The organism is Pseudomonas baetica (assembly GCF_019733355.1).
GTDB classification, from domain to species: domain Bacteria; phylum Pseudomonadota; class Gammaproteobacteria; order Pseudomonadales; family Pseudomonadaceae; genus Aquipseudomonas; species Aquipseudomonas baetica_A.
In genome coordinates, this window is the sequence record NZ_JAIHLQ010000024.1 from 21,477 (window position 1) to 44,292 (window position 22,816).

19 protein-coding genes are annotated in these 22,816 nt (G+C 57.7%); all 19 read left to right on the forward strand.

Going from position 1 to position 22,816, the window contains the following annotated elements; all coding sequences use genetic code 11:
* The first annotated feature begins 74 nt into the window (after positions 1–74).
* Positions 75–938, forward strand: coding sequence for a translation elongation factor Ts (gene tsf / locus K5E40_RS21200; RefSeq protein ID WP_221732443.1), 864 nt, complete (start codon positions 75–77; stop codon positions 936–938).
* 209 nt (positions 939–1,147) lie between these two features.
* Positions 1,148–1,891: a UMP kinase gene (pyrH, locus tag K5E40_RS21205; protein WP_003222124.1), complete on the forward strand. Its 744-nt coding sequence runs from the start codon at positions 1,148–1,150 to the stop codon at positions 1,889–1,891.
* Positions 1,888–2,445: a ribosome recycling factor gene (gene frr / locus K5E40_RS21210; protein WP_187679155.1), complete on the forward strand. Its 558-nt coding sequence runs from the start codon at positions 1,888–1,890 to the stop codon at positions 2,443–2,445. Before pyrH ends, frr begins: the two co-directional genes overlap by 4 nt.
* A 14-nt stretch (positions 2,446–2,459) precedes the next feature.
* A complete protein-coding gene (gene uppS / locus K5E40_RS21215) occupies positions 2,460–3,215 on the forward strand; it encodes a polyprenyl diphosphate synthase (RefSeq protein ID WP_221732444.1) in 756 nt (251 codons plus the stop codon).
* The gene (locus K5E40_RS21220; protein WP_221732445.1) at positions 3,215–4,021 is read left to right on the forward strand and encodes a phosphatidate cytidylyltransferase; all 807 of its coding nucleotides are present in this window, start codon (positions 3,215–3,217) and stop codon (positions 4,019–4,021) included. Before uppS ends, K5E40_RS21220 begins: the two co-directional genes overlap by 1 nt.
* On the forward strand, positions 4,018–5,208 hold the full coding sequence (gene ispC / locus K5E40_RS21225; RefSeq protein WP_221732446.1) for a 1-deoxy-D-xylulose-5-phosphate reductoisomerase: 1,191 nt from the start codon (positions 4,018–4,020) through the stop codon (positions 5,206–5,208). Before K5E40_RS21220 ends, ispC begins: the two co-directional genes overlap by 4 nt.
* A 54-nt stretch (positions 5,209–5,262) precedes the next feature.
* Positions 5,263–6,615 carry a sigma E protease regulator RseP gene (gene rseP / locus K5E40_RS21230; RefSeq protein ID WP_221732447.1) on the forward strand — a complete coding sequence of 451 codons (1,353 nt, stop codon included), beginning with the start codon at positions 5,263–5,265 and terminating at the stop codon, positions 6,613–6,615.
* A gap of 74 nt (positions 6,616–6,689) precedes the next feature.
* Positions 6,690–9,065, forward strand: coding sequence for an outer membrane protein assembly factor BamA (gene bamA / locus K5E40_RS21235; protein WP_221732448.1), 2,376 nt, complete (start codon positions 6,690–6,692; stop codon positions 9,063–9,065).
* A gap of 45 nt (positions 9,066–9,110) precedes the next feature.
* Positions 9,111–9,614, forward strand: a complete 504-nt coding sequence (locus K5E40_RS21240) for an OmpH family outer membrane protein (RefSeq protein ID WP_221732449.1) — start codon at positions 9,111–9,113, stop codon at positions 9,612–9,614.
* 3 nt (positions 9,615–9,617) lie between these two features.
* Positions 9,618–10,673: a UDP-3-O-(3-hydroxymyristoyl)glucosamine N-acyltransferase gene (gene lpxD / locus K5E40_RS21245; RefSeq protein ID WP_221732450.1), complete on the forward strand. Its 1,056-nt coding sequence runs from the start codon at positions 9,618–9,620 to the stop codon at positions 10,671–10,673.
* Positions 10,674–10,779: 106 nt separating this feature from the next.
* Positions 10,780–11,220, forward strand: coding sequence for a 3-hydroxyacyl-ACP dehydratase FabZ (fabZ, locus tag K5E40_RS21250; RefSeq protein WP_042557884.1), 441 nt, complete (start codon positions 10,780–10,782; stop codon positions 11,218–11,220).
* The gene (gene lpxA / locus K5E40_RS21255; protein ID WP_221732451.1) at positions 11,217–11,993 is read left to right on the forward strand and encodes an acyl-ACP--UDP-N-acetylglucosamine O-acyltransferase; all 777 of its coding nucleotides are present in this window, start codon (positions 11,217–11,219) and stop codon (positions 11,991–11,993) included. The genes fabZ and lpxA overlap by 4 nt, the downstream gene beginning before the upstream one ends.
* A gap of 2 nt (positions 11,994–11,995) precedes the next feature.
* Complete coding sequence (gene lpxB, locus K5E40_RS21260; protein WP_221732452.1) at positions 11,996–13,126, forward strand: lipid-A-disaccharide synthase; 1,131 nt, start codon at positions 11,996–11,998, stop codon at positions 13,124–13,126.
* A gap of 11 nt (positions 13,127–13,137) precedes the next feature.
* Complete coding sequence (gene rnhB, locus K5E40_RS21265; RefSeq protein ID WP_221732519.1) at positions 13,138–13,764, forward strand: ribonuclease HII; 627 nt, start codon at positions 13,138–13,140, stop codon at positions 13,762–13,764.
* A gap of 76 nt (positions 13,765–13,840) precedes the next feature.
* On the forward strand, positions 13,841–17,362 hold the full coding sequence (gene dnaE / locus K5E40_RS21270) for a DNA polymerase III subunit alpha (RefSeq protein ID WP_221732453.1): 3,522 nt from the start codon (positions 13,841–13,843) through the stop codon (positions 17,360–17,362).
* Positions 17,363–17,501: 139 nt separating this feature from the next.
* A complete protein-coding gene (locus K5E40_RS21275; RefSeq protein WP_038357918.1) occupies positions 17,502–18,449 on the forward strand; it encodes an acetyl-CoA carboxylase carboxyltransferase subunit alpha in 948 nt (315 codons plus the stop codon).
* 133 nt (positions 18,450–18,582) lie between these two features.
* Positions 18,583–19,911 (forward strand): tRNA lysidine(34) synthetase TilS, encoded by a 1,329-nt coding sequence (gene tilS, locus K5E40_RS21280; RefSeq protein ID WP_221732454.1) that lies wholly within the window; start codon positions 18,583–18,585, stop codon positions 19,909–19,911.
* 274 nt (positions 19,912–20,185) lie between these two features.
* Positions 20,186–21,817, forward strand: a complete 1,632-nt coding sequence (locus K5E40_RS21285; protein ID WP_221732455.1) for a CTP synthase — start codon at positions 20,186–20,188, stop codon at positions 21,815–21,817.
* A gap of 5 nt (positions 21,818–21,822) precedes the next feature.
* Entirely contained in the window at positions 21,823–22,668 is an 846-nt protein-coding gene (gene kdsA, locus K5E40_RS21290; protein WP_221732456.1) for a 3-deoxy-8-phosphooctulonate synthase, read from the forward strand.
* Positions 22,669–22,816 lie beyond the last annotated feature (148 nt).

Below are 22,816 nucleotides of genomic sequence, written 5' to 3' on the forward strand. Positions count from 1 at the left end.
GGTGGTTCGGGAAGAATTGAACGCCCGTTCGATCGGGTGGAATGGTTGAAAACCTATCCAAGAGGAATTTGAAAATGGCAGCAATTACTGCAGCGTTGGTTAAAGAACTGCGCGAGCGTACCGGCGAAGGCATGATGGATTGCAAGAAAGCCCTGGAAAAGGCTGGCGGCGACATCGAAAAAGCCATTGATGACATGCGTGCTTCGGGCGCGATCAAAGCTGCGAAAAAAGCTGGCAACGTTGCCGCTGAAGGCGCAATCGCTCTGGTTGAAGACGGTAAGGCTGCCGTTCTGCTGGAAGTGAACTCGCAGACCGACTTCCTGGCTCTGCAGGACGACTTCAAGGCGTTCGTTGCTTCTAGCGTCAAGAAAGCATTCGACGAGAAGCTGGCTACCGTTGAACCGTTGATCGAAGCTCAAGAAGCTGATCGCCTGGTACTGGTCGGCAAGGTTGGCGAAAACGTCAACATCCGTCGCCTGACTCGTGTAGAAGGTGATGTTGTTGGTGGTTACCTGCACGGCAACAAAATCGGCGTAGCTGTTGTTCTGAAAGGCGGCGACGTTGAGCTGGCTAAAGACATCGCTATGCACGTAGCGGCCAGCAACCCGGAATTCCTGCTGCCGTCGGAAGTGTCTGCTGAAGCTATCGAGCGCGAAAAAGCCGTGTTCCTGAGCCTCAATGCTGACAAGATCGCTGGCAAGCCGGAAAACATCGTTGAAAACATGATCAAAGGCCGTATCAGCAAGTTCCTGGCTGAAGCGAGCCTGGTTGAGCAGGCGTTCGTCAAGAACCCTGAAATCAAGGTTGGCGAGCTGGCTAAGAAAGCTGGCGCAGAAATCGTTTCCTTCACTTACTACAAAGTAGGCGAAGGCATCGAGAAGCCGGTCGACAACTTCGCTGAAGAAGTTGCTGCCCAGCTGGCTGCCGCCAAGCAATAAGACGGTTTTTCAACTGTCGCCCGAAAGAGGCTGCCCGCTCACGCGCGCAGCCTCTTTTCAGATGGGGCAACCAATTTTTTATTGGTTTCCACTTGGAACTGACTTACAAAGCCATGTTCCGATGGCGCTGAAGCAGCGCCAAGCTAGAGTGAACGCCAGCTGTAAACAGCTCGCAAAGAATTTTAAATACGCCGCAGGAGAGATTCGCAATGGCTCAGCAGGGCAGTGGTTATCAGGCTCGCTATAAACGCATTCTACTCAAGCTTAGCGGCGAGGCCCTGATGGGCTCGGAAGAGTTCGGGATCGATCCAAAAGTGCTGGATCGGATGGCGCTGGAAGTCGGTCAACTGGTCGGTATCGGCGTACAGGTCGGCCTTGTGATCGGTGGTGGTAACCTGTTCCGCGGCGAAGCTCTGAGCAAAGCCGGCATGGATCGGGTGACAGGCGACCACATGGGCATGCTGGCCACTGTGATGAATGCCCTGGCCATGCGCGACGCGCTGGAGCGTGCCAATATCTCGGCCATCGTGATGTCGGCCATTTCCATGGTTGGCGTAACCGATCACTATGATCGCCGCAAAGCCATGCGCCACCTGAACTCCAAAGACGTCGTGATTTTCGCGGCTGGTACCGGCAATCCGTTCTTCACCACGGACTCGGCTGCCTGCCTGCGTGCAATCGAAATCGATGCCGACGTCGTGCTGAAGGCGACCAAGGTTGATGGCGTCTACACCGCAGATCCGTTCAAAGACCCGCATGCCGAGAAGTTCGATCATCTGACTTATGATGAAGTGCTGGATCGCAAGCTGGGTGTGATGGACCTGACGGCTATTTGCCTGTGCCGCGACCATAAGATGCCGCTGCGCGTATTCAACATGAACAAGCCCGGCGCCCTGCTGAACATCGTACATGGCGGCGCTGAAGGAACCCTGATCGAGGAAGGTCAACAATGATCAACGAAATCAAGAAAGACGCTCAAGAGCGTATGCAGAAGTCTCTGGACTCCCTGTCCCATGCATTCGGTCAGATTCGTACCGGCAAGGCACACCCAAGCATTCTGGGTAGCGTGATGGTGCCGTACTACGGCGCAGACACTTCTATCACCCAAGTGGCCAACATCACTGTAAAAGACTCGCGCACCCTGCAGGTCGTGGCGTTTGAGCGCAACATGCTCGCGGCCGTCGACAAGGCGATCCAGAGTGCCGGCCTTAACCTCAACCCGACCAATCTGGGCGAGTTGCTGTTGATCTCCATGCCAGCCCTGACCGAAGAAACCCGCAAGGGTTTCACCAAGCAGGCGCGTAGCGCTGCGGAAGACGCGCGTGTTGCCGTGCGTAACATTCGTCGTGATGCCTTGGGTGAGCTGAAGAAGCTGGTCAAGGACAAGGAAATCAGCGAAGACGAAGAGCGTCGTGCTGCTGCGGACATTCAGAAGCTGACTGACAAGGCTGAGGCTGATATCGATGCGGCCACCAAGCAGAAAGAAGCGGACCTGATGGCCGTATAAGGGTCGAGTTTTAAATGGACAAGACCAAGCAGACTGCGCCGTCCGCGGTGCCGCGCCATGTCGCGATCATCATGGATGGCAACAATCGCTGGGCGAAAAAACGCTTTATGCCGGGTGTTGCCGGGCATAAAGCGGGTGTGGATGCTGTTCGGGCCGTGATCGAGGTGTGCGCTGAGGCCAAGGTGGAAGTGCTGACCCTGTTCGCCTTCTCCAGTGAAAACTGGCAGCGCCCGGCCGATGAGGTCAGTGCCTTGATGGATCTGTTCTTCAAGGCATTGCGTCGTGAGGCCAAGCGCCTCAACGAAAACAACATTAGCCTGCGCATCATTGGTGATCGCTCGCGCTTCCATCCGGAGCTTCAAGCCGCGATGCGCGAAGCCGAGGCCATGACCGCGGGCTCCAACCGTTTTATCCTGCAGATCGCCGCCAACTACGGCGGTCAGTGGGATATCGCGCAAGCCGCGCAGCGTTTGGCGCGTGAAGTTCAGGCCGGGCATCTGCGTCCGGAAGACATCACCCCTGATTTGCTGCAAACCTGTCTGGCGACCGGCGATCTGCCGTTGCCGGACTTGTGCATTCGCACTGGCGGCGAGCACCGCATCAGCAACTTCCTGCTGTGGCAACTGGCTTACGCCGAGTTGTACTTCTCCGACCTGTTCTGGCCGGACTTCAAACACGATGCCATGCGCAATGCGCTGGCTGATTTCGCTTCGCGCCAGCGTCGTTTCGGTAAAACGAGCGAACAGGTCGAAGCTGGAGCCCGGGTTTAATGCTTAAACAACGAATCATCACTGCACTGATCCTGCTGCCGATCGCCTTGTGCGGGTTTTTCCTGCTCGAAGGTTCCGGTTTTGCGCTGTTCATCGGTCTGGTCGTGAGCCTCGGCGCCTGGGAATGGGCGCGTCTGGCGGGCTTCACCGCACAATCGTTTCGCGTTGGCTTTGCTGCCGTCGTCGCATTGATGCTGTTCGTCATGTACGTGGTGCCCAGCCTCGCACCTTGGGTGTTGGGTGCTTCGGTGCTTTGGTGGGCGGTTGCGACGTATCTGGTGCTGACCTACCCGCGTTCCAGCGAACATTGGTCCAGTGCTGCCAGCAAGCTAGTGATTGGCCTGTTGATTTTGCTGCCGGCCTGGCAAGGCCTGGTGCAGATCAAGCAATACCCACTGGGTAACTGGTTGATCATGGCAGTGATGGTGCTTGTCTGGGGTGCAGATATCGGCGCGTACTTCTCCGGTCGTGCATTCGGCAAGCGTAAGTTGGCCCCTCAAGTCAGTCCGGGTAAAAGCTGGGAAGGCGTCTACGGCGGTCTCGTCCTCAGTCTGGTTATCACCGCTATTGTTGGCCTGGTGCGTGATTGGACGGTTGCCGAGTTGCTCAAGGGGCTGATTGGTGCTGCGCTGATCGTCTTCATCTCGGTTGTGGGCGACCTCACCGAAAGCATGTTCAAGCGTCAGTCCGGCATCAAGGACAGCAGTAATCTGCTGCCAGGCCATGGTGGCGTGCTCGATCGCATCGACAGTCTGACCGCGGCCATTCCAGTCTTCGCGGTGTTGCTGTGGATGGCTGCGCCGTGAGCCGCCCGCAACAGATCACTGTTTTGGGGGCGACCGGCTCGATTGGTCTGAGCACCCTTGATGTTATTGCGCGTCACCCTGAGCGCTATCAGGTTTTCGCATTGAGCGGTTTTACTCGCCTGAGTGAGTTGCTGGCCTTGTGCATACGGCATGTGCCGCAATTTGCCGTGGTGCCGGAAGTCGCGGCTGCGCGCGGTTTGCAGGACGATTTGCGCGCAGCCGGTTTGTCGACGCGTGTGCTTGTGGGGGAGGAGGGCTTGTGTCAGGTCGCTTCTGCTCCGGAAGTCGACGCGGTGATGGCGGCGATCGTTGGCGCGGCGGGCCTGCGTCCGACTCTGGCGGCAGTCGAAGCCGGCAAGAAGATCCTTTTGGCCAATAAAGAGGCGCTGGTAATGTCCGGCGCCCTGTTTATGCAGGCGGTACGCCAAAGCGGTTCTGTGCTGCTGCCGATCGACAGCGAGCACAACGCGATTTTCCAGTGTATGCCACAGGATTTTGCTCGCGGATTGAGCTCTGTCGGTGTTCGCCGGATTTTGCTTACAGCCTCTGGTGGTCCGTTCCGACAGACGCCGATGAGTGAATTGGCGCACGTTTCACCTGAGCAAGCGTGTGCCCACCCGAACTGGTCCATGGGGCGCAAGATCTCAGTAGACTCGGCCAGCATGATGAATAAAGGCCTTGAGCTGATCGAGGCTTGCTGGCTGTTTGATGCAAAGCCGTCGCAAGTCGAGGTGGTGATCCACCCGCAGAGCGTGATTCACTCGCTGGTCGACTATGTTGATGGCTCGGTACTGGCGCAATTGGGTAACCCCGACATGCGCACACCGATCGCCAATGCTCTGGCCTGGCCGGAACGCATTGACTCCGGTGTGGCGCCGCTGGATCTGTTTGCAGTTGCGCGCCTGGACTTCGAGGCGCCGGATGAGCAGCGCTTCCCTTGTCTGCGTCTGGCGCGTCAAGCGGCCGAAGCAGGCGACAGCGCACCGGCGATGCTCAATGCGGCCAACGAAGTGGCGGTGGCGGCGTTTCTCGACGGACGAATCCGTTACCTGGAAATCGCGAGTATCATCGAACAGGTGTTGAACCTCGAACCGGTCGTAGCACTGGATGATCTCGACGCCGTGTTTACGGCAGACGCCAGGGCGCGAGTTCTGACTGAGCAGTGGTTGAAGCGTCACGATCGATAGAATTTGAAACACAATGGCGTCACGCGGCACTGAACAGGATTGCGGAGAAAATAGATGAGCGCGCTCTATATGATTGCCGGCACCCTGATCGCCTTGGGTGTGCTGGTCACCTTTCACGAATTCGGCCACTTCTGGGTCGCGCGTCGCTGTGGCGTCAAGGTTCTGCGCTTTTCCGTAGGCTTCGGCATGCCTCTGCTGCGCTGGCACGACAAGCAGGGTACTGAGTTCGTCATCGCCGCGATTCCACTGGGTGGCTACGTCAAGATGCTCGACGAGCGTGAGGGCGAAGTGCCGGTTGATCAACTGGATCACTCGTTTAACCGCAAATCGGTTCGTCAGCGTATCGCCATTGTTGCCGCCGGCCCTATCGCCAACTTCCTTTTGGCCCTGGTGTTTTTCTGGGTGTTGGCCATGCTCGGTAGCGAGCAGGTACGCCCAGTCATCGGTGCGGTCGAGTCCGGCAGCATCGCCGCCAAGGCTGGTCTGGGTGCGGGTCAGGAGATCGTCGCCATTGATGGTGAGCCGACCACCGGTTGGGCAGCCGTCAACTTGCAGTTGGTGCGTCGGCTGGGTGAAAGCGGTTCGTTGCAGTTGCTGGTGCGTGAGCAGGGCTCTACCGCGGACTCTCCACGCGAGTTGATGCTGGATCACTGGCTGCAGGGTGCTGATGAGCCGGATCCGATTCGCTCGTTGGGTATTCGTCCGTGGCGTCCGGCCTTGGCGCCTGTGCTTGCCGAGCTTGATCCAAAAGGTCCTGCTCAGGCGGCTGGCCTGAAAACCGGTGATCGCCTTCTGTCTCTGGATGGTCAGGCGCTTAATGACTGGCAGCAAGTGGTTGATACCGTTCGTACGCGTCCTGATACCAAAATCATGCTGCGTATCGAGCGCGATGGTGCTCAAATCGACGTCCCGGTCACCTTGGCGGCGCGCGGTGAAAGCAAGTCGCCAAGCGGTTATCTGGGGGCGGGTGTGAAAGCAGTCGACTGGCCACCGGAAATGATCCGTGAAGTCAGTTATGGGCCGCTGGCCGCGATTGGCGAGGGCGCCCATCGTACTTGGACCATGAGCATTCTGACGCTGGACTCACTCAAGAAAATGCTGTTCGGCGAGCTCTCGGTAAAAAACTTGAGTGGACCGATAACCATTGCTAAAGTGGCGGGCGCTTCTGCCCAGTCGGGCGTCGCTGATTTCCTGAATTTCCTTGCTTATCTGAGTATTAGCCTGGGAGTTCTGAATTTGCTGCCCATCCCTGTACTGGATGGGGGGCATTTGTTGTTTTATCTGATCGAGTGGGCGCGTGGTCGTCCCTTGTCGGATCGGGTGCAAGGTTGGGGGATACAGATCGGTATCAGTTTGGTGGTCGGGGTGATGTTGCTTGCTCTGGTCAACGATCTGGGTCGACTGTAACGCTTCGCTGAATTGCGAATCTGCCGCATTTTGCGGCAGTTTGTTTATTGCCAGTTGGAATAAGAAAGGACTTCATGAAACGTCTGCTGCTAACTGCGGTTCTCACCGTATTGATGATCGCCGAAGTTCACGCCGAGTCCTTCACTATCTCTGATATTCGCGTCAATGGCCTCCAGCGGGTCTCCGCGGGTAGCGTCTTTGGTGCCTTGCCGTTGAACGTCGGCGAGCAGGCGGATGATCGTCGCCTGGTGGAATCCACTCGTGCGTTGTTCAAAACCGGTTTCTTTCAAGATATCCAGCTGGGCCGCGAAGGCAACGTTCTGGTAATCACGGTTGTTGAGCGTCCATCTGTCGCCAGTATCGAGATCGAAGGTAACAAAGCGATCTCTACTGAAGACTTGATGAAAGGCCTCAAGCAATCCGGTCTGGCCGAAGGCGAGATCTTCCAGCGTGCCACCCTCGAAGGTGTCCGTAACGAACTGCAACGCCAGTACGTCGCGCAAGGCCGTTACTCGGCTACCGTCGATACCGAAGTGGTATCGCAGCCGCGTAACCGTGTCGGCCTGAAGGTGAACATCAACGAAGGCACCGTTGCTGCCATTCAGCACATCAACGTGGTAGGCAACACGGTTTTCCCCGAGGAAGACCTGACCGACCTGTTCGAGCTGAAAACCACCAACTGGCTGTCGTTCTTCAAGAACGATGACAAGTATGCCCGTGAAAAGCTGTCTGGTGACCTGGAGCGTCTGCGTTCCTACTACCTGGATCGCGGCTATATCAATATGGATATTGCTTCGACCCAGGTGTCCATCACTCCGGACAAGAAGCATGTCTACATCACGGTCAACGTGACTGAAGGCGAGAAATACACCGTTCGTGACGTCAAACTCAGCGGTGATCTCAAAGTACCTGAAGATCAGATCAAGTCCTTGTTGCTGGTGCAGAAGGGCCAGGTGTTCTCGCGCAAGCTGATGACCACTACTTCTGAACTGATCACGCGTCGTCTGGGTAACGAGGGTTATACCTTCGCCAACGTCAACGGCGTGCCTCAGCCGCACGACGATGATCACACCGTAGACATCCTGTTTGCTGTCGATCCGGGCAAGCGTGCCTACGTCAACCGCATCAACTTCCGTGGCAACACCAAGTCCGAAGATGAAGTGCTGCGTCGCGAAATGCGTCAAATGGAAGGTGGCTGGGCTTCGACCTACCTGATCGACCAATCCAAGACCCGTCTTGAGCGTCTGGGCTTCTTCAAGGAAGTCAACGTCGAAACTCCGGCTGTTCCGGGTGTCGACGACCAGGTTGACGTGAACTACAGCGTTGAAGAGCAGGCTTCCGGTTCGATTACCGCCAGCGTCGGTTTCGCCCAGAGCGCCGGTTTGATCCTCGGTGGTTCGATTACCCAGAACAACTTCCTCGGTACCGGTAACCGCGTCAGCGTCGGTCTGACTCGAAGCGAATACCAGAGCCGCTACAACTTCGGCTACGTTGACCCCTACTGGACCGCCGATGGCGTGAGCCTGGGTTACAACGCGTTCTATCGCACAACCGACTACGCTGAACTCGATGCCGATATTTCTAGCTATTCCGTAGACAGCCTGGGTGCGGGTGTTAACGTTGGTTACCCGATCAGCGAGACTTCGCGACTGACCTTCGGTCTGTCTGCCCAGCAAGACAAGATCAAGACCGGCAAATACACCGTTGACGAAATTTTCGACTTCGTTAACAAGGAAGGCGACAACTACCTGAACTTCAAGGCGTCGGCCGGCTGGTCCGAGTCGACCCTGAACAAAGGTGTACTGCCAACCCGTGGCCGTTCCCAGAGCCTCACCCTGGAAACCACCATTCCGGGCAGCGACCTTGCATTCTACAAGCTTGACTACCGTGGTCAGCTGTTCCAGCCGATCAGCGAAAACTACACTTTGCGTCTGCACACCGAACTGGGTTATGGCGACGGTTATGGTTCCACAGATGGCTTGCCGTTCTATGAAAACTACTATGCTGGTGGTTTCAACTCAGTTCGTGGCTTCAAGGACAGCACCCTCGGCCCGCGTAGTACACCAAGTTCGGGTAACAACCCGGGTACTGCGAAAGATCCGGACCAAGACCCGCTGCCGTTCGGTGGCAATGTCTTGATCCAGGGTGGTGTGGAGGTTCTGTTCCCGCTGCCATTCGTCAAGGATCAGCGTTCCCTGCGTACTTCGGTATTCTGGGACGTGGGTAACGTTTTCGATTCGCAGTGCAAGGACACCACCAACGCAAACGGCACTTCGTCTAACACCAAGTGCAACGACATCAGTCTGAGCAACATGGCCAGTTCCGTCGGTGTTGGCGTGACCTGGGTTACCGCGCTGGGTCCTCTGAGTTTTGCTCTGGCCATGCCGGTCAAAAAACCGGATAACGCTGAAACTCAAGTGTTCCAATTCTCCCTCGGCCAGACGTTCTAAGCGTCTGACCCAAGATAACGACAATGGATTTTGTAGGAGTGCATCGTGCGTAAGTTGACTCAATTGGTTCTCCTGGCCTCCGTACTGGTGGCAGGCCCGGCATTCGCCGACATGAAAATTGCCGTTCTGAACTATCAGATGGCCTTGCTGGAATCGGACGCGGCCAAGAAATACGCTGTCGATGCGGAGAAGAAGTTCGGTCCTCAACTGACCAAGCTGAAAACTCTGGAAAGCAGCGCCAAGGGCATTCAGGATCGTCTGATGGCCGGTGGCGACAAGATGCAGCAGGGCGAGCGTGAGCGTCTGGAGCTGGAATTCAAGCAAAAGGCCCGTGATTTCCAGTTCCAGTCCAAGGAACTGAACGAAGCCAAAGCTGTTGCTGACCGCGAAATGCTCAAGCAACTGAAGCCGAAACTGGATAGCGCAGTGGAAGGCGTCATCAAGAAAGGTGGTTTTGACCTGGTGTTCGAGCGTGGCGCAGTGATCGATGTCAAGCCTCAGTACGACATCACGCGCCAGGTTATCGAGCGCATGAATCAGCTGAAGTAACCCATGACCGTGACTATCAAGCTCGGCCAGTTGGCCGAGTTCCTCGGCGCCACTCTGCGTGGCGATCCGGAGAAGCAAATTACTGGGCTAGCCACTTTACAAGAGGCTGGCCCAGCTCAGTTGAGCTTTCTGGCAAATCCTCAATATCGAAAATACCTGGCGGGTTCTCAGGCAGCAGCCTTGTTGCTCAAAGAAGCCGACGCAGAAGGTTTTGCCGGTAATGCAGTGGTGGTGCCAGATCCTTATCTGGCTTATGCACGTATCTCTCACTTGTTCGATCCCAAACCGAAAGCTACCGCGGGTATCCATCCCTCGGCAGTCATCGCTGACGACGCTGTGGTTGATCCAACCGCCAGCATCGGTCCCTTCGTGGTGATTGAGGCGGGTGCACGGATTGGTTCGCGAGTCACGCTGGGCGCCCATTGCGTCGTCGGTGCCCGCAGTGAAATCGGCGAGGGCGGTTGGCTCGCTCCGCGTGTCACGCTGTATCACGATGTGCACATCGGCAAGCGTGTGGTTATCCAGTCCGGTGCCGTGCTCGGTGGTGAAGGCTTCGGCTTCGCCAATGAGAAAGGTATCTGGCAGAAAATTGCCCAGATCGGTGGTGTGACCATCGGCGACGATGTGGAGATCGGGGTGAATACCGCCATCGACCGCGGCGCGTTGGCCGATACCGTGATCGGCAATGGCGTGAAACTCGACAACCAGATCCAGATTGCCCACAACGTCCAGGTCGGTGATCACACTGCCATGGCCGCGTGCGTCGGGATCTCCGGCAGCACCAAAATCGGCAAGCACTGCATGCTGGCCGGGGGTGTCGGTCTGGTCGGCCACATTGATATTTGTGACAACGTTTTCCTGACCGGGATGACCATGGTGACGCACTCGATTACCGAGCCAGGCGCCTATTCTTCCGGCACAGCCATGCAACCGGCTGCAGAATGGCGCAAAAGTGCGGCACGCATCCGTCAGCTCGATGACATCGCGCGACGTTTTAAACAGCTGGAAAAGCGCGTAGGGGAAGTGACCCCTGACGGCAATGCTTCATCAGATGGCTGATACCATTTCCATATCAAGTGTGCACAGCCTCTAGACTGCCTCCTTGATTTGCTAGAGGAGTGCGCGTCAGTCGCGCTCCCAATCTTTACATAGGCTTCCCCCCGAAATGATGGACATCAACGAGATTCGCGAATACCTGCCTCACCGTTACCCGTTCCTGCTGGTGGACCGGGTGGTGGATCTGGACACTGAAGGCAAGCGCATTCGCGCCTACAAGAATGTCAGCATCAATGAACCTTTCTTCAATGGTCACTTCCCGGCGCATCCAATCATGCCAGGCGTGCTGATCATCGAAGCGATGGCTCAGGCTGCCGGGATCCTCGGTTTCAAAATGCTCGACGTCAAACCGGCGGACGGTACCCTTTATTACTTCGTTGGTTCCGACAAGCTGCGTTTCCGCCAGCCGGTCAAGCCTGGCGACCAGTTGATCCTTGAAGCCACGTTCATTAGCTGTAAACGCAAGATCTGGAAGTTTGAATGCCAGGCTTCGGTCGATGGCAAGCCGGTCTGCTCGGCCGAGATCATCTGCGCGGAACAAAAGGTATGAGTTTGATTGACCCTCGCGCAATCATCGATCCGTCGGCCGTTCTGGCAGACGGCGTCGAGGTCGGCCCTTGGTCGGTCATCGGCGCAGGTGTGGAAATCGGCGAGGGTACCGTGATCGGGCCGCATGTGATCCTCAAAGGCCCGACACGCATCGGCAAGCACAATCGCATCTACCAGTTTTCCTCGGTAGGCGAAGACACGCCCGATCTGAAGTACAAAGGTGAAGAGACCCGGCTGGTGATAGGTGACCACAACGTCATCCGCGAAGGCGTGACGATTCACCGTGGCACCGTGCAGGACCGTTCGGAAACCACGCTGGGCGATCATAACCTGATCATGGCCTATGCCCACATCGGTCACGACAGTGTCATCGGCAATAACTGCATCCTGGTCAACAACACGGCATTGGCCGGCCATGTGCATGTTGACGACTGGGCGATCCTCTCCGGGTTCACCCTGGTTCACCAGTATTGCCACATTGGCGCCCACAGCTTTTCAGGCATGGGTACTGCGATCGGTAAAGACGTTCCGGCGTTTGTCACCGTGTTTGGCAACCCGGCCGAGGCGCGCAGCATGAACTTCGAAGGCATGCGCCGTCGAGGTTTCAGCGAAGACGCTATCCACGCATTGCGTCGCGCCTATAAGACCGTTTATCGCCAAGGGCTGACAGTCGAGCAGGCACTGGCTCAACTGGCCGAGCCTGCTGCCCAGTTCCCGGAAGTCGCGGTGTTTCGCGATTCCATCCAGTCGTCGACACGCGGCATCACCCGCTGATCATGGCCAATTTGCGTATTGCGCTGGTGGCGGGTGAGGCTTCCGGTGATATTTTGGGCGCCGGCCTCATGCGTGCCCTCAAGGCACAGCATCCGTCGGTCGAGTTCATCGGCGTCGGCGGTCCGTTGATGCAAGCGGAAGGCCTGACTTCATACTTCCCCATGGAGCGGTTGTCGGTCATGGGGCTGGTTGAGGTCCTCGGTCGTTTGCGCGAGTTGCTCAAGCGTCGCAAAGCGCTGATTGCCACGCTGATTGCCGAAAAACCGGACGCGTTCATCGGTATCGACGCGCCCGACTTCAACCTCAATATCGAACTCAAGCTGCGTCAGGCCGGGATCAAAACCGTGCATTACGTCAGTCCGTCGGTCTGGGCGTGGCGGCAGAAGCGCGTGCTGAAGATTCGCGAAGGTTGCGATTTGATGCTCACGCTTTTCCCGTTCGAAGCCAGATTCTACGAAGAGAAAGGCGTGCCGGTGCGCTTCGTCGGTCACTCGCTGGCCGATGCCATTCCGCTGGAGGCTGATCGTGCGGTTGCGCGTGCCGAGTTGGGATTGCCTGATGGGCCGCTGATCGCGCTGATGCCTGGTAGTCGTGGCGGTGAGGTCGGTCGCCTCGGCGCACTGTTCTTCGATACCGCCCAGCGCCTGCGCGCGATGCGTCCGGGTGTGCGCTTTGTCATGCCGTGCGCCAGCCCGGAGCGCCGTTCGCAGCTTGAAGAACTGCTCGCCGGCCGCGATTTGCCGGTGACCTTGCTCGATGGCAAGTCTCATCTGGCCTTGGCTGCCTGTAACGCCGTATTGATCGCCTCCGGTACGGCAACCCTCGAAGCGTTGCTGTACAAGAGGCCGATGGTGGTCGCCTATCGTCTGGCGCCGCTGACGTTCTGGATTCTGAAACGCATGGTCAAGAGCCCGTATGTATCGCTGCCAAATCTGTTGGCCCAGCGTCTGCTGGTTCCGGAGTTGTTGCAGGATGATGCAACTGTCGAGGCGCTTGCCCAGACCCTGTCGCCCCTGATCGAGGGCGGTGAAGAGCAGACTCGCGGCTTCGACGAGATTCACCGCACGCTGCGTCTGGATGCATCCAATCAGGCGGCGCATGCCGTCCTTAACCTGATCGGTCAATCACGATGAGCAAGACAAGCATGCAAATGGGCCTGGATTTCACTTTGGTCGCCGAAGTTGAAGCGCTGGTCGCCGGCGTCGATGAAGTCGGTCGCGGCCCGTTGTGCGGTGCAGTGGTGACGGCGGCGGTGATTCTCGATCCGAACCGCCCTATCGTCGGGCTCAACGACTCGAAGAAACTCACCGAAGCCAAGCGCGAAAAGCTTTACGACGAGATCATCGAAAAGTCGCTGAGCTGGTGCATCGCTCGCGCCGAGGTCGAAGAAATCGACGAATTGAATATTTTGCACGCGACCATGCTGGCCATGCAGCGCGCCGTGTCCGGGCTGCACATCCAGCCGAAACTGGCGATGATTGATGGCAACCGCTGCCCGAAACTGCCGATGCGCTCCGAAGCGGTTGTGAAGGGCGATAGCAAGGTGCCTGCCATTGCTGCGGCATCGATTCTGGCCAAGGTCAGTCGTGACCGCGAAATGGCTGCGTTCGAACTGATTTACCCGGGTTATGGCATTGGCGGCCACAAAGGCTATCCGACGCCCGTTCATCTGGAAGCGTTGGCCCGGCTCGGGCCGACCCCGATTCACCGGCGCTCGTTCGCCCCGGTGCGCCAGGCTTATGAGGCACTGGAAGGTCTGAAGCAGGTTTAGTCGCAAGGCTGATGTTTTGTTCGAGGCCCGGTACAATCCGCGCCTTGTTGTCTCTATGTAACTGGACAGGATCACTATGCCGGCTTCATTCGTTCACCTACGCCTGCACACTGAGTACTCCCTGGTCGATGGGCTGGTGCGGATCAAGCCACTGGTCAAGGCCCTGACTGGCATGAACATGCCGGCCGTCGCGGTCACCGATCAGAACAACATGTGTTCCTTGGTCAAATTCTATAAAAACACCATGGGCGCAGGGATCAAGCCGATCTGCGGCGCTGATCTGTGGCTGTCGAACAAGGATCCTGATGCGCCGCTGAGCCGGATCAGCCTGTTGGTCATGAACGCCAAGGGCTATCGCAATCTCACCGAGCTGATTTCCCGTGGCTTCATCGAGGGGCAGCGCAATGGCATGATCATCGTCGAGCGCGAGTGGGTCGCCGAGGCCAACGAAGGCCTGATCATGCTGTCTGCCGCCAAAGAAGGCGAGATCGGCATGGCCCTCATCGGCGGTAACCCGGCTGAAGCTGAGGTTCTGACGCGTGAATGGATGGCGGTGTTTCCGGATCGTTTCTATCTGGAAATCCAGCGGACCAACCGTCCCAACGATGAAGAACAACTGCATGGTGCTGTGGCCTTGGCCGACAAGCTGGGCGCGCCACTGGTGGCGAGCAACGATGTGCGTTTCATCAAGCAGGAAGACTTCGCCGCCCACGAAACCCGCGTTTGCATCGGTGAGGGCCGCGCCCTCGACGATCCGCGGCGTTCGAAGAATTACAGCGATCAGCAATATCTCAAAAGTGCGGAGGAAATGGCCGAGCTGTTCAGTGACATTCCCGATGCCATCGAAAACACCGTCGAGATCGCCAAGCGCTGCAACATCGATGTGAAACTGGGCACGCACTTCCTGCCCAACTTCCCGATTCCCGATGGCATGACCATCGATGAGTATTTCCGCAAGGTGTCCTTCGACGGTCTGGAGGAGCGGCTGTCGGTTCTGCTGCCCAAAGACACCACCGAAGACTACGAAGCCAAGCGTCAGGTGTACGTCGACCGCTTGAATTTCGAACTGGATATCATCATCCAGATGGGCTTCCCCGGTTACTTCCTGATCGTGATGGACTTTATCCAGTGGGCCAAGAGCAACGGCGTACCGGTAGGGCCTGGCCGTGGGTCGGGTGCCGGATCGCTGGTGGCCTATGTGCAGAAAATCACCGACCTCGACCCGCTGGAATACGACCTGCTGTTCGAACGTTTCCTTAACCCGGAACGGGTATCGATGCCCGACTTCGACGTCGACTTCTGCATGGACGGTCGTGATCGGGTCATCGACTACGTGGCCGAGAAATACGGGCGCAACGCGGTAAGCCAGATCATCACCTTCGGTTCCATGGCGGCAAAAGCTGTGGTGCGTGACGTGGCGCGGGTGCAGGGCAAGTCCTACGGCCTGGCGGATCGTCTGTCGAAGATGATTCCGTTTGAAGTCGGCATGACGCTGGAAAAAGCCTACGAGCAGGAAGAAATCCTGCGCGACTTCATCAAGGTCGATGAAGAGGCCGCAGAAATCTGGGAGATGGCGCGCAAGCTCGAAGGCGTTGTGCGTAACGTCGGCAAGCACGCTGGTGGTGTGGTTATCGCGCCGACCAAACTGACCGATTTCTCGCCGATCTATTGTGACGAGGCCGGTGACGGTCTGGTAACCCAGTTCGACAAGGACGATGTTGAGGCGGCCGGTCTGGTGAAGTTCGACTTCCTTGGTCTGCGGACGTTGACGGTTATTGACTGGGCGCTAAAGACCATCAACCGTGACCGCGCCAAGGTCGACGAGCCGCCGCTGGATATCGCGTTCATCCCGCTGGACGACAAACCGACCTACCAGTTGCTGCAAAAAGCTGAAACCACAGCGGTGTTCCAGCTTGAATCCCGAGGCATGAAAGAGCTGATCAAAAAGCTCAAGCCCGACTGCCTGGAAGACTTGATCGCACTGGTGGCGTTGTTCCGTCCGGGCCCGCTGCAGTCCGGCATGGTGGATGACTTCATCAACCGTAAGCACGGTCGCGCCGAACTGGCGTACCCGCACTCGGACTACCAGTACGAGGGCCTCAAGCCAGTATTGGCACCGACTTACGGCATCATCCTGTATCAGGAACAGGTGATGCAGATTGCCCAGGTCATGGCCGGTTACACCCTCGGCGGTGCGGACATGCTGCGTCGGGCGATGGGTAAGAAAAAACCCGAAGAGATGGCCAAACAGCGCGGCGGTTTCATTGAAGGTTGCAAGACCAACAATATCGACGCCGACCTCGCCGGTAACATTTTCGACCTGGTGGAAAAATTCGCCGGTTACGGCTTCAACAAGTCTCACTCCGCCGCTTACGGTCTGGTTTCGTATCAGACTGCCTGGCTGAAAACCCATTACCCGGCGCCGTTCATGGCGGCGGTACTGTCGGCGGATATGCACAACACCGACAAGGTCGTGACCTTGATCGAAGAAATTCGCACGATGAAGCTGCGTCTCGACGCGCCGGACGTGAATAATTCGGAATTCAAGTTCACGGTGAACGACGATGGCCGCATTGTGTATGGCCTCGGCGCGATCAAAGGTGTCGGTGAAGGCCCGGTAGAAGCAATCACTGAGGCGCGTCAGGAAGGCCCGTTCAAGGATCTGTTCGATTTCTGCGCCCGTGTCGACCTCAAGCGCATCAACAAGCGCACGCTCGACGGTTTGATTCGCAGCGGTGCGCTGGATCGTCTGGGGCCTTATTTTCACGACGAACAAAAGGCTTATCAGGCCAATATCGACCGTAACCGCGCTGTGTTGCTGGCCGCGATGGAAGAGGCGATCAAGGCTGCCGAGCAAACCGCGCGCACCCACGACAGTGGCCACGCCGACCTGTTTGGCGGGCTGTTCGTCGAGGAAGATGCCGACGTTTATGCCAGTCATCGCAAAGCCAAGGAGCTGACCCTCAAGGAACGCCTCAAGGGTGAAAAAGACACCCTGGGCCTGTACCTGACCGGTCACCCGATTGACGAATACGAAGGTGAGATCCGCCGTTTCGCCCGTCAGCGCATCATCGATCTGAAACCGGCGCGCGATACGCAAACCGTGGCCGGGATGATCATTGCCCTGCGGGTAATGAAGAACAAAAAGGGCGACAAGATGGGCTTCATCACCCTCGACGACCGCTCCGGGCGGATCGAAGCGTCGCTGTTTGCCGAAGCGTTCCATTCCGCGCAGTCGCTGTTGCAGACCGATGCGATGGTGGTGGTTGAAGGCGAGGTCAGCAACGATGACTTCTCCGGCGGCCTGCGCCTGCGGGTCAAGCGCGTGATGAGCATGGAAGATGCGCGCACCAACCTTGCCGAAAGCCTGCGCCTGAAGCTGCAAACTCAGGACCTGAAAGGCGATCAGCTACGCTGGTTGGGTGATTTGCTCAAGCGTCATCGCGGGGCGTGTCCGATCACCATGGAGTACACCAGCCCCGATGCGAAGACCTTGCTGCAGTTTGGCGAGACCTGGCGGATTGACCCGGCGGATGCGTTGATTCAAGCCCTGCGTGACCAGTTCGGGCGAGACAACGTCTTCCTCCAATACCGTTGACCGGCAGGTGCCATCATTGCGCTTGCCCGAAACCTGAATTTTTAATCTCGACCTTAGCGCGCCTCTCCCTTAAGGTAGGGCGCGAATAGACAACCGGCCGACCCAAGCTCATTTGGGATACGACCCAAGACGGACGCCTATGAACCCGAATTTTCTAGATTTCGAACAGCCGATCGCCGACCTGCAAGCCAAGATCGAAGAGTTGCGCTTGGTCGGTAATGACAATTCGCTGAATATCGGCGATGAGATCTCCCGCCTGCAGGACAAGAGCAAAACGCTGACCGAGGACATCTTCGGCAAGCTGACCAGCTGGCAGATCGCACGCCTGGCGCGTCACCCGAAACGCCCGTATACCCTGGACTACATCGAACACATCTTCACCGAGTTCGATGAACTGCACGGCGACCGTCACTTCTCCGACGACGCTGCGATCGTGGGTGGCATTGCTCGTCTGGAAGACCAGCCAGTGATGATCATCGGTCACCAGAAGGGCCGCGAAGTCCGTGAAAAAGTACGCCGCAACTTCGGTATGCCGCGTCCGGAAGGCTACCGCAAGGCTTGCCGTCTGATGGAAATGGCCGAGCGTTTCAAAATGCCGATCCTGACCTTCATCGACACCCCGGGCGCCTATCCAGGTATCGACGCCGAAGAGCGTAACCAGAGCGAAGCCATCGCCTGGAACCTGCGTGTGATGTCGCGCCTGAAGACCCCGATCATCGCCACCGTTATCGGTGAGGGTGGTTCTGGCGGTGCTCTGGCCATCGGTGTTTGCGATCAGTTGAACATGCTGCAGTACTCGACCTACGCGGTGATCTCGCCGGAAGGTTGTGCTTCGATTTTGTGGAAAACCGCGGAAAAAGCACCGGATGCCGCCGAGGCGATGGGCATTACTGCCGAGCGTCTGAAAGGCCTGGGTATTGTCGACAAGGTGATCGGCGAGCCATTGGGCGGCGCTCACCGTGATCCGGCCGCCGCTGCGGCGTCGATCCGCGCCGAGCTCAGCTCGCAACTGGCGATGCTGAAGAAGTTCGATAACGAAGCGCTGCTCAAGCGCCGTTACGATCGACTGATGAGCTACGGTCTCTAAGTCGAAACGCGATACCTGATGTGGGAGCGAGCCTGCTCGCGAAAGCGGTATGACAGTCGACGAATGTGTTGAATGTTAAACCGTCTTCGCGAGCAGGCTCGCTCCCACATTTGGTTGAGGCAAAGAGAGCGATATGGGGCAGTCCATGATTGATTTGCCTTCCCGGCTTTTGCTTAATCTTGCAGCCTGGCGCAATGCCAGGAACTGGCGCGTCGCTTTCTCCGGTGGTCTCGACTCGACCGTCCTGCTACATCTGCTCGCCAATCTCGCAAAAGACCAATCCCTTCCGGCGCTAAGCGCGATCCACATCCATCATGGTCTTCAGTCTGCGGCCGATGCGTGGCCGGCGCATTGCCAGTCTGTCTGCGATGCGCTCGGTGTTCCATTGCAAGTAGAGCGGGTCACGGTGCAACCGGGTGCGAGTCTGGAGCGGGCTGCGCGGGATGCGCGTTATGCGGTGTTCAGTGCGCTGACGCAGGCCAATGATGTGCTGCTGACCGGCCAGCATCGGGATGATCAGGCGGAAACCTTACTGTTTCGTCTGTTGCGTGGCGCAGGCGTCAGAGGATTATCGGGCATGCCGAGCCAGCGAGAGCTGGGGCAGGGTGTTCTGATTCGACCTTTGCTTGATGTCACTCGGGCTGAACTGGAGGCCTATGCACAAGCTCATCAATTGCACTGGATCGAAGACCCTTCGAATCAGGATCGTCAGTTCTCGCGCAATTACCTGCGCCATCAGGTCATGCCGCTGCTGAGCAGTCGCTGGCCGCAAGCGCAAGCAAGCATGGCGCGCAGCGCTACGCATCTGCGTGAGGCGCAGGGTTTGCTCGATGAATTGGCGCAAATCGATCTGGCACAGGCTGCAACGCCTCATGGATTCCAATGGCTGCGCTTGCCGTCTCTGGCGTTGGCGCCACTTTGCGCGCTCTCCGCCCCCCGGCAGCGAAATGCGCTGAGTCATTGGCTCGAACCGCTGACGCGTTTGCCTGACACCGACCATTGGTCGGGTTGGGCGGATCTGTGCAATGCCGGTCACGATGCTTCGCCGGTCTGGCGTCTGGCCGATGGCGAGTTGCATCGCAGTGCCGGTCGCCTGTGGTGGCTCAGTGGCAACTGGCTGCGCGCTCCGGTGATCGGCAGCGAGTGGCAGGCGCCGGCGTCGCCGCTAAGCTTGCCCCATAACGGGTGTGTCATGTTCAGCGGTCAGGCTCCCAGCGGGCCGTTGCGCATTGCCTATCGGCAGGGCGGCGAAGTGATGCCTCTGGCGGATCGCGGCCATCGCGATCTCAAGCGTTTGCTCAATGAGCGTGCGGTGCCGGGTTTCGTGCGTGGCAGATTGCCGCTGCTTTTTCGCGGTGACGAATTGCTCGCGGTGGCGAACCTGCCGGGACTTGACGGCCACGAGCAGGACGGCTGGAAAATGAATTGGCAGCCAACAGACGAAGATCAAGGTTTGAGATGAAAGGGGCATTCCGGTAGACTACGCTCCCTTCTTGATACAACTTCTGTGGATTCGCCTGAATTGCAGGAGTTGCCGATTACCAAGCAGTCTTTGCTGGGCGATTCCAAAAAATGTGTAGCGAACAACGTACCGGTGTTTCATCTGCCGGTCTGTCCCAACGCAGCGGTTTTTTTGAAAGGTGCACTGTGATTAATGCAGGTGATCGGGGGCTTCGGCCTTCCTTCGCTTTCCCCGGCGGCTCGTACCGCTTTAACGCAGACTTCTAGGGTTTTTCATGACGCGCTACATATTCGTCACGGGCGGTGTTGTTTCTTCATTGGGGAAAGGCATTGCCTCGGCTTCATTGGCGGCTATCCTGGAGGCGCGGGGGCTTAAGGTCACCATGCTTAAGCTGGATCCGTACATCAACGTTGACCCGGGCACGATGAGCCCGTTCCAGCACGGTGAAGTGTTCGTCACCCATGACGGCGCCGAGACCGACCTGGACCTGGGCCATTACGAGCGGTTCATCCGCACGACCATGACCCAGAACAACAACTTCACCACCGGCCGTGTCTACGAGCACGTTCTGCGCAAAGAGCGCCGCGGTGACTACCTGGGTGCAACCATCCAGGTGATCCCGCACATCACCGACGAAATCAAGCGCCGCATCATCAAAGGTGCCGGCGACGCTGACGTGGCCATGGTCGAGATCGGTGGCACCGTGGGTGACATCGAGTCGCAACCGTTCCTCGAAGCCATCCGTCAATTGCGTTTCGAAGTCGGCGCCAAGCGCGCGATGCTGATGCACCTGACCTTGGTGCCGTACATCGCCACGGCCGGCGAAACCAAAACCAAGCCAACCCAGCACTCGGTCAAGGAACTGCGCTCGATCGGCCTGCAGCCAGACGTGCTGGTGTGCCGTTCCGATCACCCGATCGATGTGTCCTCGCGCCGCAAGATCGCGCAATTCACCAACGTTGAAGAACGTGCGGTGATCGCTCTGGAAGACGCCGACACCATCTACAAGATCCCGGGCATCCTGCACTCCCAGGGCCTGGATGATTTCGTTGTCGAGCGTTTTGGCCTGCAATGCGGCAGCGCTGATCTGTCCGAGTGGGAAGCAGTGGTTGATGCCAAGCTGAACCCGGAACACGAAGTCACCATCGCGATGGTCGGCAAGTACATGGAGCTGCTGGACGCCTACAAGTCGCTGATCGAAGCGATGAGTCACGCCGGCATCAGCAACCGCACCAAGGTTAACCTGCGCTACATCGACTCCGAAGACATCGAAAACCAGGGCACTGCGCTGCTCGAAGGTGTTGACGCGATTCTGGTGCCGGGCGGCTTCGGTCTGCGTGGTGTGGAAGGCAAGATCACCGCTGTTCAGTACGCTCGCGAAAACAAGGTTCCGTACCTGGGTATCTGCCTGGGTATGCAAGTGGCGGTCATCGAGTTCGCCCGTAACGTAATGGGCTGGAAAGACGCCAACTCCACTGAGTTCGATCGCGCCAGCGGTCACCCGGTCGTGGGTCTGATCACCGAGTGGGAAGATGCGACCGGTGCCGTTGAAGTGCGTACCGAAGCTTCCGATCTGGGCGGCACCATGCGCCTCGGCGCTCAGGACTGCCTGCTCGAAGCCGGCTCCAAAGTACACGATTGCTACGGCAAGGACGTGATTGTCGAGCGTCACCGTCACCGTTACGAAGTGAACAACAACCTGCTGCCGCAAATCATCGAAGCCGGCCTGAAAATCTCCGGTCGTTCCGCTGATGCTGCACTGGTTGAAGTGGTCGAAGCACCGGATCATCCATGGTTCGTCGCTTGCCAGTTCCACCCTGAGTTCACCTCGACACCTCGTGATGGCCATCCGCTGTTCAGCGGTTTTGTCAAAGCAGCGTTGGCTCAACACCAGAAGAAGGCGTAACCCCGATGGCACAGAAGATCATCCGCGTCGGCGACATCGAGATTGCCAACGACAAACCCATGGTGCTGTTCGGCGGCATGAACGTGCTGGAAAGCCGTGACATGGCTATGCAGGTTTGCGAAGAGTACGTAAAGATCACCGAGAAACTCGGTATCCCTTACGTGTTCAAGGCCAGCTTCGATAAAGCCAACCGTTCTTCTGTGGCCTCGTATCGCGGCCCTGGCCTGGAAGAGGGCATGCGCATCTTCCAGGACATCAAACAAGCCTTTGGTGTGCCGATCATCACCGACGTCCACGAGCCTGAACAGGCCGCGGTCGTTGCTGAGGTCTGCGACATCATCCAGCTGCCAGCTTTCCTGTCGCGCCAGACCGATCTGGTTGTCGCGATGGCCAAGACCAACGCGGTGATCAACATCAAGAAAGCCCAGTTCCTCGCGCCTCAGGAAATGAAACACATCCTGAACAAGTGTGTGGAAGCGGGTAACGATCAATTGATCCTCTGCGAACGTGGTTCGAGCTTCGGCTACAACAACCTCGTGGTCGACATGCTCGGCTTCGGCATCATGAAGCAGTTCGAATACCCGGTATTCTTCGATGTGACCCACTCGCTGCAAATGCCAGGCGGTCGTTCCGACTCCGCCGGCGGTCGCCGCGCACAGGTTCTCGATCTGGCCAAGGCTGGCATGAGCCAGGGTTTGGCGGGATTGTTCCTCGAAGCCCACCCGGATCCTGACAACGCCAAGTGCGATGGCCCTTGCGCCTTGCGTCTGGACAAACTGGAGCCATTTCTGGCCCAGCTCAAAGCCCTGGACGAACTGGTGAAGAGTTTTCCGACGGTAGAAACCGCGTAAAGCTCAATTCTCCGGTAAAGTACCGCACGATTTGTCGCTCATGCCCTCGGGCATGAGCGTTATCGTCTGCAAGTCTGCCCGCTGCACACCCCTTGCCGACGGTAAAAAGATTTCCTCTAGCTGCGTCGTTTTCGTCAACTTTGGAGTG

Bases quoted from the DNA above. Each gene is read 5' to 3' on its own strand.
- lpxD (WP_221732450.1), top strand. From the start codon at position 9,618: ATGACCGTGACTATCAAGCTCGGCCAGTTGGCCGAGTTCCTCGGCGCC.
- dnaE (WP_221732453.1), top strand. From the start codon at position 13,841: ATGCCGGCTTCATTCGTTCACCTACGCCTGCACACTGAGTACTCCCTG.
- bamA (WP_221732448.1), top strand. From the start codon at position 6,690: ATGAAACGTCTGCTGCTAACTGCGGTTCTCACCGTATTGATGATCGCC.
- frr (WP_187679155.1), top strand. From the start codon at position 1,888: ATGATCAACGAAATCAAGAAAGACGCTCAAGAGCGTATGCAGAAGTCT.
- tilS (WP_221732454.1), top strand. From the start codon at position 18,583: ATGGGGCAGTCCATGATTGATTTGCCTTCCCGGCTTTTGCTTAATCTT.
- pyrH (WP_003222124.1), top strand. From the start codon at position 1,148: ATGGCTCAGCAGGGCAGTGGTTATCAGGCTCGCTATAAACGCATTCTA.
- fabZ (WP_042557884.1), top strand. From the start codon at position 10,780: ATGATGGACATCAACGAGATTCGCGAATACCTGCCTCACCGTTACCCG.
- K5E40_RS21285 (WP_221732455.1), top strand. From the start codon at position 20,186: ATGACGCGCTACATATTCGTCACGGGCGGTGTTGTTTCTTCATTGGGG.
- tsf (WP_221732443.1), top strand. From the start codon at position 75: ATGGCAGCAATTACTGCAGCGTTGGTTAAAGAACTGCGCGAGCGTACC.
- K5E40_RS21220 (WP_221732445.1), top strand. From the start codon at position 3,215: ATGCTTAAACAACGAATCATCACTGCACTGATCCTGCTGCCGATCGCC.
- uppS (WP_221732444.1), top strand. From the start codon at position 2,460: ATGGACAAGACCAAGCAGACTGCGCCGTCCGCGGTGCCGCGCCATGTC.
- lpxA (WP_221732451.1), top strand. From the start codon at position 11,217: ATGAGTTTGATTGACCCTCGCGCAATCATCGATCCGTCGGCCGTTCTG.
- lpxB (WP_221732452.1), top strand. From the start codon at position 11,996: ATGGCCAATTTGCGTATTGCGCTGGTGGCGGGTGAGGCTTCCGGTGAT.
- rnhB (WP_221732519.1), top strand. From the start codon at position 13,138: ATGCAAATGGGCCTGGATTTCACTTTGGTCGCCGAAGTTGAAGCGCTG.
- K5E40_RS21275 (WP_038357918.1), top strand. From the start codon at position 17,502: ATGAACCCGAATTTTCTAGATTTCGAACAGCCGATCGCCGACCTGCAA.
- rseP (WP_221732447.1), top strand. From the start codon at position 5,263: ATGAGCGCGCTCTATATGATTGCCGGCACCCTGATCGCCTTGGGTGTG.
- kdsA (WP_221732456.1), top strand. From the start codon at position 21,823: ATGGCACAGAAGATCATCCGCGTCGGCGACATCGAGATTGCCAACGAC.